The 16,698-nt window shown below is 61.7% G+C and carries 15 protein-coding genes and 2 pseudogenes; 8 read left to right on the top strand and 9 right to left on the bottom strand.

Annotated features, from left to right (window positions below):
- The 6 genes and pseudogenes from ACFVHY_RS24215 to ACFVHY_RS24190 form a co-directional block, all read right to left on the bottom strand.
- The coding region (locus ACFVHY_RS24215; protein WP_390275894.1) for a helicase associated domain-containing protein at positions 1 to 156 on the bottom strand (156 nt) is incomplete at its 3' end.
- A 232-nt stretch (positions 157 to 388) separates the two neighbouring features.
- On the bottom strand, positions 389 to 979 hold the full coding sequence (locus tag ACFVHY_RS24210) for a hypothetical protein (RefSeq protein ID WP_390275891.1): 591 nt from the start codon (positions 977 to 979) through the stop codon (positions 389 to 391).
- 486 nt (positions 980 to 1,465) lie between these two features.
- Complete coding sequence (locus tag ACFVHY_RS24205; protein ID WP_390275890.1) at positions 1,466 to 2,146, bottom strand: hypothetical protein; 681 nt, start codon at positions 2,144 to 2,146, stop codon at positions 1,466 to 1,468.
- Positions 2,147 to 2,346: 200 nt separating this feature from the next.
- Entirely contained in the window at positions 2,347 to 4,089 is a 1,743-nt protein-coding gene (locus tag ACFVHY_RS24200) for a pentapeptide repeat-containing protein (RefSeq protein ID WP_390275893.1), read from the bottom strand.
- Positions 4,063 to 4,317: pseudogene (locus ACFVHY_RS24195) on the bottom strand (pentapeptide repeat-containing protein); the annotation flags it as partial. The gene ACFVHY_RS24200 and the pseudogene ACFVHY_RS24195, both read right to left, overlap by 27 nt.
- Positions 4,318 to 4,393: 76 nt before the next feature.
- Positions 4,394 to 4,666: pseudogene (locus tag ACFVHY_RS24190) on the bottom strand (pentapeptide repeat-containing protein); the annotation flags it as partial.
- Between ACFVHY_RS24190 and ACFVHY_RS24185 the strand changes: the two are divergent.
- Positions 4,610 to 4,783 (top strand): hypothetical protein, encoded by a 174-nt coding sequence (locus tag ACFVHY_RS24185; protein ID WP_390275889.1) that lies wholly within the window; start codon positions 4,610 to 4,612, stop codon positions 4,781 to 4,783. The pseudogene ACFVHY_RS24190 and the gene ACFVHY_RS24185 overlap by 57 nt on opposite strands.
- Before the next feature lie 381 nt (positions 4,784 to 5,164).
- Here ACFVHY_RS24185 and ACFVHY_RS24180 read toward each other — a convergent pair whose 3' ends face one another.
- Positions 5,165 to 5,641, bottom strand: a complete 477-nt coding sequence (locus ACFVHY_RS24180; RefSeq protein WP_390275888.1) for a hypothetical protein — start codon at positions 5,639 to 5,641, stop codon at positions 5,165 to 5,167.
- Between the two features lie 48 nt (positions 5,642 to 5,689).
- Between ACFVHY_RS24180 and ACFVHY_RS24175 the strand changes: the two genes are divergently transcribed.
- The 7 genes from ACFVHY_RS24175 to ACFVHY_RS24145 all read left to right on the top strand — a co-directional run bounded on the left by ACFVHY_RS24175 (position 5,690) and on the right by ACFVHY_RS24145 (position 14,796).
- On the top strand, positions 5,690 to 6,343 hold the full coding sequence (locus tag ACFVHY_RS24175; protein WP_390275887.1) for a helicase associated domain-containing protein: 654 nt from the start codon (positions 5,690 to 5,692) through the stop codon (positions 6,341 to 6,343).
- Positions 6,344 to 7,653: 1,310 nt separating this feature from the next.
- Entirely contained in the window at positions 7,654 to 8,856 is a 1,203-nt protein-coding gene (locus tag ACFVHY_RS24170) for an ABC transporter substrate-binding protein (RefSeq protein ID WP_390275892.1), read from the top strand.
- A complete protein-coding gene (locus ACFVHY_RS24165; protein ID WP_390275886.1) occupies positions 8,853 to 9,719 on the top strand; it encodes a branched-chain amino acid ABC transporter permease in 867 nt (288 codons plus the stop codon). The genes ACFVHY_RS24170 and ACFVHY_RS24165 overlap by 4 nt, the downstream gene beginning before the upstream one ends.
- Position 9,720: 1 nt before the next feature.
- A complete protein-coding gene (locus ACFVHY_RS24160) occupies positions 9,721 to 11,520 on the top strand; it encodes an ATP-binding cassette domain-containing protein (protein ID WP_390275885.1) in 1,800 nt (599 codons plus the stop codon).
- Positions 11,517 to 12,254 (top strand): ABC transporter ATP-binding protein, encoded by a 738-nt coding sequence (locus ACFVHY_RS24155; protein WP_390275884.1) that lies wholly within the window; start codon positions 11,517 to 11,519, stop codon positions 12,252 to 12,254. The genes ACFVHY_RS24160 and ACFVHY_RS24155 overlap by 4 nt, the downstream gene beginning before the upstream one ends.
- A gap of 69 nt (positions 12,255 to 12,323) precedes the next feature.
- Complete coding sequence (locus tag ACFVHY_RS24150) at positions 12,324 to 13,919, top strand: AMP-binding protein (RefSeq protein WP_390275883.1); 1,596 nt, start codon at positions 12,324 to 12,326, stop codon at positions 13,917 to 13,919.
- Positions 13,846 to 14,796, top strand: coding sequence for an SDR family NAD(P)-dependent oxidoreductase (locus tag ACFVHY_RS24145; RefSeq protein ID WP_390275882.1), 951 nt, complete (start codon positions 13,846 to 13,848; stop codon positions 14,794 to 14,796). Before ACFVHY_RS24150 ends, ACFVHY_RS24145 begins: the two co-directional genes overlap by 74 nt.
- 156 nt (positions 14,797 to 14,952) lie before the next feature.
- On the opposite strand, the gene ACFVHY_RS24140 is transcribed toward ACFVHY_RS24145, so the two are convergent.
- Together ACFVHY_RS24140 and ACFVHY_RS24135 are read right to left on the bottom strand one after the other, a co-directional pair.
- The gene (locus ACFVHY_RS24140; RefSeq protein WP_390275881.1) at positions 14,953 to 15,816 is read right to left on the bottom strand and encodes a MaoC/PaaZ C-terminal domain-containing protein; all 864 of its coding nucleotides are present in this window, start codon (positions 15,814 to 15,816) and stop codon (positions 14,953 to 14,955) included.
- Positions 15,817 to 15,935: 119 nt separating this feature from the next.
- The gene (locus ACFVHY_RS24135; protein WP_390275880.1) at positions 15,936 to 16,589 is read right to left on the bottom strand and encodes an SDR family oxidoreductase; all 654 of its coding nucleotides are present in this window, start codon (positions 16,587 to 16,589) and stop codon (positions 15,936 to 15,938) included.
- Positions 16,590 to 16,698: the final 109 nt, after the last annotated feature.

Raw genomic sequence — 16,698 nt, 5'->3', positions numbered from 1 at the left:
GCCCCGCCGGTACTCGGCACGGCGGTTGACAACCCACTGACCGATCGCGAACCCGTCGATCGTCGCGCCGCGGGGTGGTGAGCTGGAACCGTGCACGGCGACATATCGGTGCAAGTGCTCGATCCCGGCTTGAAATCGGTCCGCATGACCGGTCACCGTGGCTCAGCCCGCCTGCTCCAGCGGGGCTGCCTAGCCCTTCTACCTGGTAAAACGCGCACAGCTCCCGCAGGAACGGGAGCTGTCCGGGGTGTTTTGTCGTCTGCGGCTAGGGTTCCTGGTCCGTTCTCAGCCCATACGGTGGACTGCGGAGCACCATCGCCGGGACGGGGACTCTGATCATCGTGAATCGCGATCCCGCACCGTGGACCAGTGTACCGCACGAATCGCATCAGGTGCCGGTGCTGCGTTCGACGGGCCGCCCGAAACTAGCTGGAGGGGCGTACTGGGGCGTGAGTTCGAGGCGGCGGCGTCTGTAGGTGCGGTTCAGGGTGCCGCCGACCCGGTCGACGGGTTCCCACGAGGTCGTGATGATCCCCTGCTTCTCTAGCCCGGCGATGCCCTTCAGTCGGGTGGCCTCGGAAAGCCCGTGCTTCGCATGGAATGCCGGCGGAGAGAACCAGACGCCGGGGCGACCCGGCCGGTAGTAGTAGAGGAGGATCAGGTAGATCGCCAGTGATGGCCCGTCGAGCCTCGCCAGCGCGCCTGACGTCCAGAGCGTTTCCGGGATCCGGAAGTAAGAATCGCCGTCCAACGCGGGGACGGTGTAGGGCTCGCGGGTCAGGGTCTCGTTCAGTAGGCGGACGATGGGTGGTTCGTTCTCACCCGCCCGCTCGAGGCTGATGAAGCCTCGCCGCTCGAGTTCGCGGAGGTTCGCGCCCACCACGCGGACGCCTTGCTCGGCATCTCCCAGGCCTAGCAGCTGGGCCCAGAAGCGGGCCGGCCGCTGACTGCTGTGGTCGCCCTCCGAACTGACCCACAAGATCGAGAGCAAGAGCGCGAGCCGGGTGCCGCCGCCCCGTCCACCGCCGCCGCCGCTCGATTTGCTGCTGAGGAGTGACTGCAGGGGTCCCTTCGCTCCTGGTCCTGGCAGAAGGACGAAGGCACGACGTAGTGGAGCGCCGCCGCCACGGAGTCGGCGGGTCCGGGCGAGTTGGAGGGCTACGTCAGGAGCGTTCACACGTCCTCCAGCCCGTCTATACATGGAGATGATGATGAAGTGATTACTTTAGACCTTCCGCTAGCGCCCCCTATGACACTACGCTAACGTATCCCCCGGGCCTGTTCTAGGAAAGATTTGGGTGTAACGCGACGCGGGATGACTTCCCACGGTGATGTTGTTATTATGGCTGCGAGCAATGAATCGGCCCTCTGGTGTTTTCCCGGACAGTCGATCAGGCCCCTCGGTGTAGCTACGGCAGCCAGGGGCTGCTCTTTTTTCTAGGGTCGTCGATCGACCCCTCTGCCCTCAGGGTGTTACGTGGATGAAGTGGACTCGTGGTTCCACGATGTCGAACAGCTTGCTGCTGGCGTCGCTGTGCGTAATGGTCCGACGGTATGCCGCGGACACGAGGTCGGGTAGCCACAGTAGGCGCTCGACCGATGGGGATGTCTGGAGTAGGCGGGTGTGTCGGGGGACGGCTTTCTCCTGCACCAACTCCTTGTGGTTCTTCACATCCTTGTTGCGGAAGTTGTTCTGGTTTCGTCGTTCGAGCACGAACAACTCCACTGGGTCCCACCCGCCAGGCCTCCCTCCGGCGAGCTCGGACCCCAGCGCGCGATAGCAGGCGCGCCGCGCGTCTTCGGCGTCGTGATCGGAACTATCGACAGGTACTTGGTGGGCAACCACACACGCCTCGCCGCCTTCGGCGAGGAAGTCCAGCATGTCCCTCGTAGCGTCTAACCCCCCGGACTCCTGCAACGCATCGGTGGTGTGCCACCAGTTCGAATCCGCTATCTCTCGCAGGCCCTCGCGAAGTTCGTCCATGCTGTCGTGCGCGACGATCACTGCGGTGAACAGATAGAACGTGGAACGGTGGGCAGCGACCGGATCGGGAGCCTGGTACGACTCATCGAGGTATGCCACATGGCTTTTCGTCCCGCGGTACGCCTCAGCAAGAATCCGCGCTTCGGTGTCCGCATTTCCCACCTGTCGGATTCTAGGCGCACGGTTCGACATCGCCCGCCGGGCCGGCAAGACGGTCGTCCCAGGTAGGGGAGCGGGTCACACTGTTCGGCGCACGTCGTCGAAATGCGGCGAGCTTCGCCGAGTTCGGACACAGCATCCTTGAACTTTCGCGCAAGTCAGAGGCCCGTTAGGGCGCGGCCAGGTGTGGATCATCCACAAGATCAGCGCTTGGTGCGGTTGCGCACGGACAGGATCGCAAGCGCGAGCATGACCGGTCCGAGGATGCGAACGGCGATGTCGATGAGGTGCCCCCAGCTTGTGAGGGTGACTCCCGACAGTCCAGCGGGCCGGAAGGGGACGACAGCTTCCTGGGCGGCGAACAACCAGGATCGCATCAGCGATAACCCATCCGCCGTCGATGCGGACGACGTGATGACCCCGGAATTGAGGTTCACGGACGTAGGCGTCTTGGTCACCGTCTTGACCGCCCAAGCGTCATTGGTGAAACACCAGCCCGCGACCGCAATCACCACAACGAGAATGGCCAGGGCCCGCCACGCGCGTAGCCCGTACCCGGCGATCAGCCAGTACAAGGTGAGTAGCCACCGTTCCGCAGAGAGCGGTGTCGCGGCGAGGCGTCGCATTGTCATCTCGCCGTAGTAGAAGTCGGCGGCGCCGGGTTCATCTTTGCTGTCTTCGAGCGCTTTGCGGAGGGATCGGTAGGTGGCGGACACGCTGCGATACGTCAGTGGTGCGGTCGGCGTGGCAGCGAGTTCACCGGGGCCGGCTGGTTCGACGAGGGCGCCCGGGGCCTGGGACTCCGGGGTCACTTGCCAGCGCATAAGCCTGCCGGGGACGGGTGGCGTGGAAGCGAGTTCATCGGTGGCGAGCGTCGTCTCGCCGGTCCCAGCGGTGTCGCTAGCGGCTGGGTGCAGCTGACGAACGGCGTGTTCGTCGTATAAGACGCGTCGGCTCGTCCGCCACCACTTCCGTCCGCGAGCGGGCCACGCCCGCATCATGTCCTTCTCTCCGCGGTGGTTGGTCAGGATGTCATCGCCGGCGATGACTAGCTTGTCGAGGCCGTCGGCGCCGGTGAAGGTGCAGGCCCTCAGGTCCATCCCGGAAAGCGTGGTTCCGGCGACATGCGTCCGCCGCAGCGAAGTCACCGAGGCCGTTGGCGTGTGATTGAGGGCGGTGCTGAGGTCAGCCTCGAGAAATAGCGAGGCGTACATGAGACTACGAGAGAGGCGCTGTTCCGGATCGAGGGCCGATATGTCGAAAGGCGCTATGAACACCCACCTACCGGTGCCAGACTCCTGCAGCTGCTGTTCTTGAACTTCGTTCCCGCTGGTCTCGTTAACAGTGGTTGGTACCTGGACTGGTGCGGCGTCGATGAGTGAGCCTTCGGCGAAGTCGGCATCTTCGAGGCTCACATGCGCACCAGCCACAACCAAGTGCAGACGCTCGGTGGCTCGCATGCGCTCCATGCTGACTCTCCCCGCCACCAGTTCTAGCCGTACCGGCTGCTCGAACACCGCCCGATCGAGCAGGATCTCGACGGCCACCAACCCCGCCGATTCCACCGAAGCGGTCTCCCAGACCGTGCGCGACCAGCCAAGCGTGCGCCACCGGGACCCACCGAACCGGGCGTCCCCGGTGAACGTCGCCCCGTCGAACCAGGCGGCCCTGGTGAACGTCGCCTCGTTGAACCAGGCGGCCTCGGTGAACGTCGCCCCGCGGAACCAGGCGGCATCGGTGAACGTCGCCCCGCGGAACCAGGCGTCCTCGGTGAACGTCGCCCCGTCGAACTGGGTGGCCCCGGTGAACGTCGCCGCGTCGAACCAGGCGTCCCCGGTGAACGTCGCATTGCGGAACCAGGCGTCCCTGGTGAACGTCGCCTCGACGAACTGGGCGACCCCGGTGAACGTCGCCTCGTTGAACCAGGCGGCGCCGGTGAACGTCACCCCGTCGAACCAGGCGGCTCTGGGGAACGTCGCCTCGCGGAACACGGCGGCCCCGGTGAACGTCGCATCTTCGAACCAGGCGGCCCCGGTGAACGTCGCCCCGTCGAACCAGGCGGCCCCGGTGAACGTCGCCCTGTTGAACTTGGCGTCCCGGGCGAACGTCGCATTGCGGAACCAGGCGTCCCTGGTGAACGTCGCCCCGTCGAACCGGGCGTCCCGGTCGAACGTCGCCCCGCCGAACCAGGTGGCCCCCGGTGAACGTCGCCGCGTCGAACCGGGCGTCCCCGGTGAACGTCGCCGTGTTGAACTTGGCCGCCCCGGTAATCGTGGCCCCCTCGAACCGGGCGTCCCGGTCGAACGTCGCCCCGCCGAACCAGGCGTCCCCGGTGAACGTCGCCGTGTTGAACTTGGCCTCCCCGGTGAACGTGGCCCCCTCGAACCGGGCGTCCCGGTCGAACGTCGCCCCGTCGAACCAGGCGGCTCCAGTGAGGATGCAGCGGGGGAGACTGAGGGTGAGCGTGTGACCGGTCAGGTTAAGGATGCCGTCGATGCGAGCGCCGGTCAGGTGAACGGGCAACTGCTGATCGACCAGCAGGTGGCGGAGGTAGTCGGCACGTATCTGCCGGTCTTCACCCCAAGTGGCGGCGGCTTCGGCCAGCCCCCACTCCGGTTCAGCTTGTTCAGCTGGTGTTAGGAGATTGCACCGTCCTGCTGCAGTTGCACCAGCGAGGAGCTGGCGTTCGGCCTGGGTGATCGGCTCCACTGCTCGCTCCTTCGAGGCCGGGGCCGAGGCCCGTCGCCTGGGCGCGGTGGCCAGTCCGGCGGCCTGGCCGCGCATCCGCTCGATCGTAGCGGCGTGTCGACGGCGGTGCGTTGCAGCACAGAACGTAGAGCGCTATCAGCGCTTCGGCACCCGGATTCCAACCCGGGGTTCGTCGAGGGAGGGCCGCACAGCCCGTGGTCGGTATGCCGATGCCATGGGTTCCTCACAGGAGCAACGCTGATGCGATGAGAGGCGCCCCTGACGGGATTCCAACCCCAGAGGGGCATCTTTCCGTGTCTACGGGCGAGGGGGTCACACCGTGCGCCGCACGTCGTCGAGATGCCGCCGGGCATCGCCCAGGTCGATCACGGCGTCCCTGAACTTCGCGATCGCCCCCGACATGGTCCGCGTGCTCACGGTCCTGTCGTAGGGATTCTTCGTCACCTCGAGGAGATCGTCGCCGAGGGGAGCATCGGGGTGTTCCTGGGCCTCGGTGAGGTCGTTGCGGAGAGCTTCGACTTCGGTCTCAACAGCTCTCAACGCAGCGTCCGTTCGGGTCAACCGCTCGACATACATGCTCGCCAGAGTGGCCTCAATCTGGGACCAGGTCGGCAGATGGTCGCGATGCAAGTACGCGTGCCCGTTCCGGGTACGCGCGATCCCAGCTGTAATCTTTCGATCCTGAATCAGCATCTGCAACACCTGCACTCGGACGCCGGCCTCCTTGGCGGCCGCAGACAAAGTCAAGGACTCCGGGTTGTGCTTCGGATCGTTCTCCTCCACCGCCACACAAGAACCGTATAGCGCCTCCGTCGCTTCGGCGGGCACACTACGACCGTGGCCAGCCGATTCGACGAGGGCATTGCCCATCTGCACCGGTACCGGGCCGCGCACGGCACCAGCAACCCCCGCCAGCGCGACGTCATCGACGGATTCCCGATCGGCAGGTGGGTCAACACCCGCCGCAACGACTACCAGCGGGGTCGGCTGTCGGCCGAGCGGATCGTGCGCCTCGAGTCCGAGTTCCCCGACTGGCAGTGGAAGACGAACGCCCGGACGTCCTTCGACGCCGGCCTGGCCAATCTGCGCCGCTACGCTGCTGCCGAGGGCACCAGCAACGCCCGCCGGCACGAGACGATCGACGGATTCCCCGTTGGTACCTGGGTCGCCAGCCGCCGAGCCGAGTACAGGGCCGGACAGATGCCCCCCGAACGCGTCCACCAAATCGAAGTAGAGTTCCCCGACTGGAAATGGAACCTTCGGGCGAGAGCGCCGTTCGACGTCGGCCTGGACCACTTGCACCGCTACGTCGCCGTACACGGTTCCAGCTCACCACCCCGCCACGCGACGATCGACGGATTCCCGATTGGCACCTGGGTGGCCAAACGCCGAACAGAGTACCGAAGGGGTCGCCTCCCGGCCGAACGGATCAGCCAACTCGAGACAGACTTCCCCAACTGGGAGTGGAACATTCGCAGAGTAGGTCGTTGAGCATAAGCGTCATCCGAATGACTGTCGGTATGACGCACCAGCGTGCGACACGTGATGAATCAACACCAACGGCGGCGGCGGCAGAACCACGACTCACCGCCGTCGTCGTGGTTCGGTACATCGACGGAGCGCAGGTGATGGCAAGCATCGGCTCAGAGCGGCCCGGCCCAGCAATTCAGCACTAGGCGTCAGCGCGACGTGATCGACGACGGATTACCGACCGTCTGTCGTATGACAGCGCACCTGGGACTAGTGACAGGTAGTTGAGATGCGGCGACGCGTCGTTGGTTCGGCGGTCGCGGTTAGGTCCATAGTGAAGCCCCTGCCTGCGAAAATGTCATAATATCTATTATCGGCACTCGAAAATCATTGGGAGACAGGTGTTCACCTACGCAGGCTGACATAAGCATTCAGGCGTTGTTCGATGAACGCGCGTGCTCGGCGGTAGTCGGGAACATCATCCACGACAGCCCAAGTCATTTAATCCGCAACCGCGGGCCGCCGGCTTCCGGCTGCGGGGCGACACCCTCAATAGAGCTCCTCTTCGAGCTTGGCGGAGCGGTGTGCTCGTCGGACCAGGGCCACGACGAACGCAGCGAGTGTCAACCCGCCGGCCACCCACACATCCCACGCCGGAATTGACCACCACAGATGCGCGACCGCTAGCACTACGGTGAGGGCGGCCAGCACCATCGTAGCTCGCGTCCCCACGCTCCAGCCACGACGGGCGACGCCGTCCTGCGGGTGGGCGTTTCGTCGTTCTGTTGCCATTAGTGTTTCCACTTCCTGTGCTGTGCGCTCTAATCCAGCCTCGTTCAGTCTGACAAGAATTAATGCTGACACAAGCTCGAGTACCGGCTATTCAATGTCTACGAATGGTTCACAATTGCGACACCGTTGATTCAGATAGCCAGCCGCGTTCAACCGGGCGACTCCAGGTGGTCTGGTTCTGTGGATCTGTGAACATCGAGCCAATGTCGGAGCGCCTCATCGACTATCTGCTGAACCGTAAGGTTCTTACGGGCAGCACAAATTTTGATTTCTCTGATCAGATTCTCGTTAAGTCGGGTCGAGAAAGTTTGTAGTCTCGCATCCATTGGTCGACTCCCCTTCGGCGGTCAGTGCTCTGCAGTTCTTGACGAACGCGCGTCGCGTGCCAGCTTGCAAACAAGCTGGCAGAAAGAACGGCCGACATTTCTTGGTACACGAGCTCGTCCAACATGTATGGTAACCACCAAGCAAGCATTTGGTTGGGAAGGAACTATGTAGTGGGTGCCCAGATAGGCAGGTCGACTTCAACTTGGGTGGCGATGCTGTTGGCCGTGATGGTGGTGACAGCAGGGTGTGGTGGCCCACGATTGGGAGAGGAGTCGGACTCGAGCGGTCCGTTTCGGGTGTTCTTCACCGCCGACTTGACTGGAGCGACAGCCACACTCAACCGGGGCCTGCTTTCTGGGATGAAGGTCGCAGTCGAGCAGGCCAACCAGGCCGGCGGGATCGGAGGACGCCCGGTGGTCCTGGACGTAAACAACGACCAGAACGATCCGACCAAAGCGGTGAGCGCCCTTCAAGAGCGCATCAACTCTGGTGCCGCACCAAGTCTGGTCTATCCAGGAGGTTCGTCGGCGGTCGCACTGTCGCTGCTACCCATCACCACTCGCTCAGGGATCCTCAGCGTCGGCGCGGCTGTCGCTTCTAAGCTCAACAATCCTGCGGAGTTCCCCTTCCACTTCGGTACCGCGGAGCCAACTGCTGCCTACATCCCGCCCTTCGTCGACGTCGCAAAAGAGCGAGATTTCACCAAGATCGCGATGATCTTCTCCACCGATCCAACTGGCCAGGCAACAGAGGCCGGTTACCGGCGTGACGTCCAGGCGGCAGGACTTGAGTTCCAATCGGTGGGCTTCCCGCCAAGTGCGCTTGACGTAACACCTCAGCTAGCGCAGCTACAGGCCGGCGAGCCAGACGCGCTGATCTTCGAGGGTTACGGAGCTCCGGTGCAGTACATCATCCGATCTCGCGCTGGCATGCGATGGACTATTCCCAGTTTTTCCACCCAACTTTCCGCTACCTATCCTTTTGTAGACAATTTCTCATCAACCCAGCTCGACGGCATCCGAGTGATCCAGGCAAATTGGACGGTTGATGAGGGTCGGACCCCAGCAGAGATGGACGACTTCATCTCTCAGGTGAAAGCGACACCCGAAGGGAAGTCTTTGCCGGAGACTGGGGTGCGGATGCCCGCCGTTGCAGCGGCAACGGTCCAGTTGGTGAGTTACGCCGCTGAGCATAATGGGGGCAAGACTGACACCCAATCCCTCGTTCAGGCTCTCTACGAACTGCCTATAGCCGGCGAAGGTGCTACACCGTGGGTAACAGACTCTAAAGGGCCGAACATTTATCGATACACACCCGAGAACCACTTCCCAATCGCCCCACCTCAAACTTTTGTCTACATCGAGCCTGGCGCCTTCGATGATCAGGGTATGTACGTACCAGGAAGTTCCTCATGACCACCATCTGGCAGGGCCTTGTATTAGGAAGTCTCTATGCGCTGGTGGCAGTCGGATACAACATCGTTCTTCTCTCGGCGTCCGTTGTGAATTTCACCTACGCTTTCATTGTCGCCGCCAGCACTTACATCGCCTACACGCTGACGATGCAGGTGGGAATCCCATGGCCTTTAGCGGTTCTCTTGGGTGCATTGATCTTGGCGGCCCTCAGCGCCGCGATAGAACTAATCGCACTTCGCCGTTTAATTGCACAGCATCGGCATCTTACTGCGCTCATAGTCACGATCGGCATCAGTCAAGTCATCGAGGGCATCATCATTGTGATCTACGGTGACCAGCCCAAAACCGTGGACACCGTTCTCAGCGGTAACACAGTGCAACTACTCGGTGGACTCGTCCGTCCCAACGATCTGCTCATCATGGCGCTGGTCGTCGTCGTCGCGGTCGGCCTACACCTAATGACCTCGCGGACGATGATCGGCTTGGGGGCATTGGCCAGCGCAGAGGATTCCAACGCCGCAACGGCACGTGGAGTAAACGCTCAAGGGATCGGGATGGGGGCCTTCGCTCTCTCCGGGGCAGTCGCCGGAGGGCTCGGCCTTTTTGTGGCAGGCAACACCTATGCTGACCCCAACCTAGGACATTCCCTTGCGATCTTGGGAATTGTCGCGGTCGTCATAGGTGGCGCTGGCAATCAGTTGGGCGGTCTCATCGGCGGGTTTGCCACCGGCCTACTCGGCGCTATTAGCGCCCGGTATCTGGGAGCTGAGTACGCGCAAGTCATGATATTTGCCCTACTACTCGTCATCTTGCTGATCAAGCCAAGCGGATTCTTCGGGGCTCCCGCACAAAGGGCGGTATAGAATGCACGCAATTAAGAAACTGTTCACCTACTTTCCCGTCATCTTGCTCCTTGTTCTACTGATCGGTCCATCATTTGGCCTCATCAATGCGACCGGCGCCCGGCACATCATGCTCATTGCGGTACTTGCATTGATGGTGTCCGGACTGAACCTGGTCCTTGGCTATGCCGGTGAGCTCGCTGTCGGCCAGGTCGCGTTCTACGCTATTGGCGCCTACGTAGCAGGATTCGTCGGCATGTCCCTAGGACAAACGGATCTATTCGTCGGCATTGCAGTGGTGATAGCGGTGGCCCTGGCAGTCGGTCTACTCACCGGAGTGCCGAGCCTCCGTTTATCAGGATGGCCGCTGGCGATGGTCACATTCTTCCTGGTGCTGATAGTGCCTAATCTGATACAGATCTTCCAGCGCTGGACAGCGGGCGGCGACGGGATGGCTGTGGACCGAGCCACGTTCTTCGGCGCGCAGATCGGGGCCTATGGGTACTACATCGTCATCGTTCTCGTCACTGCGGCCTGGTTTCTCATCGTCCGGAATATCATTCTCTCACCGCACGGAACGAGCTTTCTAGTATTGCGGCAGAGTCCTGAACTTGCCGGCGCACTCGGTCTCTCGGTTTACCGAACGAAGCTCAAGGTGTATGCCCTGTCCACCGTCGCTCCAGCGCTTGGTGGGGCCCTCTTCGCATGGCTGGACGGGTTCGTGGCGCCAGACTCCTTCACCTTCGGCCTAGCGATCACGGTTCTTGCTGCATCAGTACTTGGCGGCGGCACATCAATTTACGGCGCCATACTGGGCGCAGCAGTCTTGCATTTCACGGAGGATTCGCTCACTGCCTCTAATCAGTACCAACTGATCATCTACGGTCTCTTCCTCGCCGTAATTGCCATTGCCCTGCCAGACGGAATCGTGGGGTTAGCGCGAGCTCGACTGGCGCGGTACTTGCCGGCCCCGGGCCAGAACGTCTCCGAGGCCACCGAGGCTAGACTCGAACTCGGCTCACTACCCGGTCGACCCATCCACGTCGACAACCTCTCTAAGTCTTTCGGCGGCAATCACGCTGTCAGGGAAGTTTCGTTCACGGCACAACCTGGCCAGGTCACAGCCCTGATAGGCACTAACGGCTCTGGGAAAACGACCGTCCTCAACATCATCAACGGGTTTCTGAAACCCGACGAGGGAACGGTAACCCTCGGTGACCCAGCCAACGGAACGAATCTAGTTGCACACAGCGTTGATGGTGTAGCCCACGTCGGCGTTCAGCGAACTTTCCAGACGCCGATTATGCCAAGGGGTGTCTCAACAGCCGACTTCGTAGCGCTCGGTGCTTACGCTGGTAACCCCGCTACGCTCGCTCAAACGGTGCTTCGGCTACCCGGTCACCGGCGGCGACTCCTCGAGGCCACCGAGCGAGCCCATCAGCTGCTCGACACATTGGGATTGACAGCCGCGGCGTATCAAGATGCTGATTCGCTGCCACTGGGAACACGGCGAATGGTTGAGCTAGCCCGCTCGCTTGCCGCCCGCCCCGCAGTTCTGTTGCTTGACGAGGTCGGTTCAGGACTTGACGAGGCCGACTTAGCCCGCCTCGAGCACGTGCTGAACATGGTTCGTGAAGCGGGCGCCACCATCATCCTTGTCGAGCACAACTTCCCCCTCGTCATGCGTGTGGCCGACCACGTACACGTTCTCTCTACAGGTCGCACCCTCGTCGAGGGTCCTCCCTCAGTCATACGCAATGACGCCCAGGTCTCTCAGGAGTACCTCGGCGTCAGCCACGGCGCCGCAGGAGATCAGCCATGACGACGTTGCACGTTCGGGAGTTTACTGGCGGATACCGCGACGTCACCGTGCTGCGCGAGGTGAGTCTTGCGGTCACCTCGGGACAGCTTTGCGCTGTCCTTGGTCGTAACGGAGCAGGTAAAACCTCCCTTATGGCCGGAATCGCCGGCTTGCTGCCCACCGTACGCACAGGGTCGGTACTCATCGGTGATCGCGACATCACGGCCACGCCCGCACATCGCCGCGCCGCCGCCGGGATCTCACTTGTCCAGGAAGGTAAGAGGGTCTTTCGCACCCGTACGGTCGAAGAGAACCTCTTGCTGGGGACTTACTCATCAAAGGGCTGGTCCTTGAGGTCGAACGACCGCAAAGAGGCACTCGCAACCGCCTATGAACGCTTTCCGATTCTGCATGGCAAACGGGGCGACAAGGCAGGCGGCCTCTCCGGAGGCCAGCAACAAATGCTCGCTATCGCCCAGGCCTTAGCCGCTCGGCCGAAAATACTCTTGCTCGACGAGCCGTCAGCCGGACTAGCACCAGCGATCCAGGCCGAAGTATTCGAGACAGCTACCCAACTGCGTGACGAGGGCCTGGCTGTCGTCATCGTTGAGCAGCTCGTTGACAGCGCGCTTGAGGTCGCCGACTCAGTGGTGGTACTCGACTCCGGGCGGGTCGTCTCATCCGGCCCCCCCGACAAGTATCGCGGAAGCACTCTGCTGCACGAGATCTACCTGGGTAGATCTGACGACAAATAAGACCCTGCTCTTGATCGCCGCCCACCGGTCTGCCCGAAACATGTATTTCGTCGAGGATAAGGAGTTCTGATGGAAACGTCCACCATCCCAGCGTTATTGCACCGAAATGCCGCACGATGGTCAGAAGCGATTGCGGTGGTCGACGGCCCCGTCACACTGACCCACTCGCAACTGCTGGCAGAGGCCCAGCGAGCCGCCGGAGGCTATCTCGATCGCGGGGTAGCACCTGGCGATCGAGTGGCCATCTGGCTGCCCAACACCGCTGAGTTCATCATCGCTCTACTGGGCGCCCACCTCATCGGAGTCGTGCCGGTACCGCTCAACACGCGCTACCGTGGCGCGGAGGTATGCGCTATCTTGCAACGCTCGCGCGCAAAGCTTGTCATGTTGGCAGACGGGTTCCTTGAAACAAACTACTCGGCAATGCTGAACGAGGCGTGCGGCGGGAAAGCGACCGAGCCCGACGGGCCTCTCCCCTCGCTCACCACCCTCGTCGACATTCGATCCCAGGGAAATGAGAAGACTCTTAGCTGGTCTGAGTTCCGTGCCGGCGCCGCCCGCCGTCCGCCATCGGATGTCGCTGCCTTCACGGCCCAGGTCAAAGCTGACACCCTGAGTGACATTCTATTCACCTCCGGAACCACCGGAAATCCCAAAGGTGTTATGAGCACTCATGCCCAGACAACCGGGGTCGCCGCCGCGTGGGCGGCCGGCGCCGAACTCGCCGCCGATGACCGATACGCCACCGTTAATCCCTACTTCCACGCCTTCGGATACAAAGCCGGAATAATCGCCGCGCTCAGCGCGGCCTGCACGATCTACCCCGTTGCCAAATTCGAGCCCACCGAGCTTCTCCAACTCATTGATGAACACCAAATTACGGTGCTGCCTGGCGTACCCACCCTGTTCATCTCACTAATCAATCACCGTGACCTTGCTTTCTACAATCTTGACTCCCTGCGGTTCTCGATCGCCGGGGCTGCCTCAGTCCCACCCTCGCTGTTCCGTGACATGCGAACAACCCTCGGCATCAACACAGTCGCGCAGGCCTACGGGTTGACCGAATGCGTTGTAGCGACCCAATCGCGACCGAACGAAGCCCCTGAGCACATAGCCGCTACGACCGGACCTGCCATACCCGGTATCGAGATTCGTATCGTAAATAGCGACGGAGTGGAACAGAGGACCGGACACGACGGCGAGATTCTGCTCCGCGGAAGCTATGTAATGGTTGGCTACTTTGAGGACGAAGCAGCGACCAAAACAGCCATCGACACGGATGGATGGCTACACACCGGCGACGTGGGACACCTCGACATGCATGGCTGCCTGACCATCACCGATCGCCTCAAAGACATGTACACTGCGGGCGGTTTCAACGTTTATCCCGCGGAAGTAGAGAACGTTCTCCACGAGCATCCCGACGTCCGTGATTGTGCGGTAGTAGGAATTGACGACCCCCGGCTAGGCTCAGTTGGTAAGGCGTGGATCGTCACCGAGCCCACGTCCACAGCCACCGAAGACGCCATCGCGGCCTGGTGCCGGGCACGTCTCGCCAATTACAAAGTGCCGCGCGACATCGAGTTCGTTGATGACTTACCCCGCAACCCCTCCGGCAAAATACATAAACGCCAACTTCGCGAACAGCAAAGCAGCACAAAGTGACCGGCCTCCTCAAATCACCCCGTTTCGATACTCCTACGTAGAAACGCAGCCGAACATCTACTCGGCCGAGATCGCACCCCTGCAGGTAGGTATCCAAAAAGGACCCGACATGCCCCCTATGACAGACCCCTCAACGATTGCGCTAGGATTTGCACCCGAAGACGCCATCATCGTCACGGGCGCCGCGAGTGGAATAGGCCGCGCCACCGCTGTCTTCGCCGCATCTCTTGGGCTTCACGTGTCTGCGTGGGACCGAGACGACGAGGGGCTCGCCCAGCTTCAGGCCGGAGTTGGTCGGCAACACTTTGCAGCACGTCTACACACCCAACTTGCCGATGTCAGTGACAGCGCCAGCCGCCGGAGCGCACTGAACGAGACGGCCGCGACAGTAGGCATCCCTCGATACCTAGTTAACAACGCGGGGCCCTCGTCGCACATTGCTCTCGAGTTCGATGACGCGGTCCGAATCAGCGTGGGTAGCGTACGAGGACTGACTACTGAGTGGTTGGAAGCCGGACCGCCCGCTAATGCGGCCACTGTAGTGACCTCGTCGGTCGTTGGTACCCGCATCGGAGCTGAGAACGACTGGTACGCGGCGAGCAAGGCTGCCGTGCTGGGCTACGTCCGTCACCTGGCCGTTCACCATGGGCAACGGCTCCGAGCAAACGCGATCGCTCCCGGTATGACCGACACGCCGCGGATGAGCGGGTTTATCGGCTCAGACGCTGGAGCCCGGGTCATCCGTCGAGTCCCGCTGGGCCGCATGGGCCATCCGGCGGAAATGGCGTGGACCATCCTGTTTCTGTTGTCGCCGTTAGCGTCCTACATCAACGGCCAACTACTGACCGTTGACGGAGGATGGACAGTCAACCAGTAAGCGGGCACCGCATGGTCGGCGACGACCGCAGATGCTTGTCGGGACTCTTGCGCTGCTGCCCACCTACCCGTTGTACGGCCTTTGCGAGCACGCCAGCAACTGCTACAGGCATCGCTCTCCGAGGCCGGTTCCCACGATGCCGCACCCGTGTCGAGGTCACCCAGCTTGTGAACACACCACGTTTGCCAACGCGGGAGCGCCCTCACGGTCACTCACCGCGACAGTGGCTACTAGCTGTTCGCCGTCTACCCATACGCTCACCACAAGTTCTTCGCCGGGGTACACAACGCCGGCGAAAGTAGCCGAGAAGTCACCTATTGCGGCCACGTCCCCGCCGCAGAGTGTATCGACGATCGCTCGGAACACCATCCCGTACGTGCACAAGCCGTGCAAGATCGGACGCGTGAAGCCCGCCTTGGCGGCGAACTCTGGATCCGAATGCAGCGGGTTGCGGTCCCCGCAAAGTCTGTAGAGAAGAGCCTGCTGGGGCAGCGTCGGCACAGATACGCGGTAGTCGGGCTCCCGGTCGGGGTATTGAACTTTTCTCGAAGTGCCCCGCTCACCGCCAAAACCACCCTCCCCTTTGGCGAAAATCGACGAGCGTGTGGTCCACAGCAGTTCCCCAGATTCATCTCTAGTGACGCCTTCCAAGATGATTACCGCGGCTGAACCTTTGTCTTGAATCGCGGCGATTCGAGTGCGTGTCATCGCTTTGCCGCGTGCCGGCAGCGGCCGGTGGGCGACAACTTGTTGGCTACCGTGGACCACTTTCGCCAGGTCGATATTCACCCCAGGGAAGGAAACCTGAGGCGGCTCGGTTGTGTGCAGGGAGGCCGCGACCGTAGCGAAAGACGGCAGCACTTTGGGCGCTACATCATCGACATAGGCTAGACCCGCCCTGTCGGTGGGGTCGGTCGCCGCACCCACTGCCAAGTGATATCGCGCGACGTCGGAGGGTGTCCAGCTGAAGCTGACCTCCGGGAGCTCGGCTCCGATAGCTATTCGTGTATCAATGGTCACGGCCTAAAGCTCCTGCAGTTGCTTTTGCTCGATCAAGAGGAGAAGGTGTTGGCTGGCACTTTTCTTGGTCTCGAAAAGTGTTTCGGCTAGCTCTTTAGTGAGACAGGGTGTTGTAGGTGCTACGGCAGGCGAGCCGAAACTCCTGCACTTATCTCGACGGTCGCACCACTGACATATCTGGCATTACCGGAGACCAGGTAGAGCATTGCGCCGGTCACGTCCGACGTATCCATCCAGGGAACGCGCATGGGGTTGAGGCTGGCGTAGCGGGACTGCACCTGATCCTGGTCTGGATTAACTAGGTCGGGAGCGAAGAGCGCGTACATCGCGGGGTTGTGCACCATGTCGGTTGACACTGTCGTGGGACAGAGAACATTCGCAGTTACACCTGTCCCGGCAAGCTCCAAAGCGATTGTTTTGGTGAGACCTATGACGCCCCATTTCGAGGCGGCATAGTGGCCTAGACGTGGAGCTCCCGCGCGGCCTCCCATAGAGGCCACCGTTACGATTCGTCCGTAGCCTGCTTTGACCATCGGTGGAATGATGGCGCGGACGGTGTTGAAAGTTCCGGTCAAGTTGGTGTCGATGACTGCTCTCCATTGCTGATCGCTAAGAGACTCCACCGAACCGAAGCTCACTACACCAGCGCTGGCGATACAGATGTCGATGCGTCCGTATTCAAAAAGCGCCTCACGCATAGCTTCGCCCATTCGTGTGCTGCTCCGAACGTCGGCACGAATCGTGACGCATTCACCGCCAGCTTCATCAACCATGCTTTTGGTCTGTTTGAATCACCCTAGGTTCTGTGCCGCCTCCAATGTGGGCTGGTCCTCGGGGCCGAGGCCAGCGTAGTGAAGCGTTTCGAGCTCGGTCGGGGGGATC

Origin of the sequence: Gordonia sp. NPDC127522, from assembly GCF_042672305.1 — a bacterium.
Taxonomy (GTDB): domain Bacteria; phylum Actinomycetota; class Actinomycetes; order Mycobacteriales; family Mycobacteriaceae; genus Gordonia; species Gordonia hongkongensis.
This window is presented reverse-complemented; position numbering and strand designations above follow the sequence as displayed.

Excerpts from the sequence above, each read along its gene's own strand:
- ACFVHY_RS24155 (WP_390275884.1), top strand. The coding sequence starts at position 11,517 with ATGACGACGTTGCACGTTCGGGAGTTTACTGGCGGATACCGCGACGTC.
- ACFVHY_RS24135 (WP_390275880.1), bottom strand. The coding sequence starts at position 16,589 with ATGGTTGATGAAGCTGGCGGTGAATGCGTCACGATTCGTGCCGACGTT.
- ACFVHY_RS24165 (WP_390275886.1), top strand. The coding sequence starts at position 8,853 with ATGACCACCATCTGGCAGGGCCTTGTATTAGGAAGTCTCTATGCGCTG.
- ACFVHY_RS24145 (WP_390275882.1), top strand. The coding sequence starts at position 13,846 with ATGACTTACCCCGCAACCCCTCCGGCAAAATACATAAACGCCAACTTC.
- ACFVHY_RS24150 (WP_390275883.1), top strand. The coding sequence starts at position 12,324 with ATGGAAACGTCCACCATCCCAGCGTTATTGCACCGAAATGCCGCACGA.
- ACFVHY_RS24170 (WP_390275892.1), top strand. The coding sequence starts at position 7,654 with ATGCTGTTGGCCGTGATGGTGGTGACAGCAGGGTGTGGTGGCCCACGA.
- ACFVHY_RS24160 (WP_390275885.1), top strand. The coding sequence starts at position 9,721 with ATGCACGCAATTAAGAAACTGTTCACCTACTTTCCCGTCATCTTGCTC.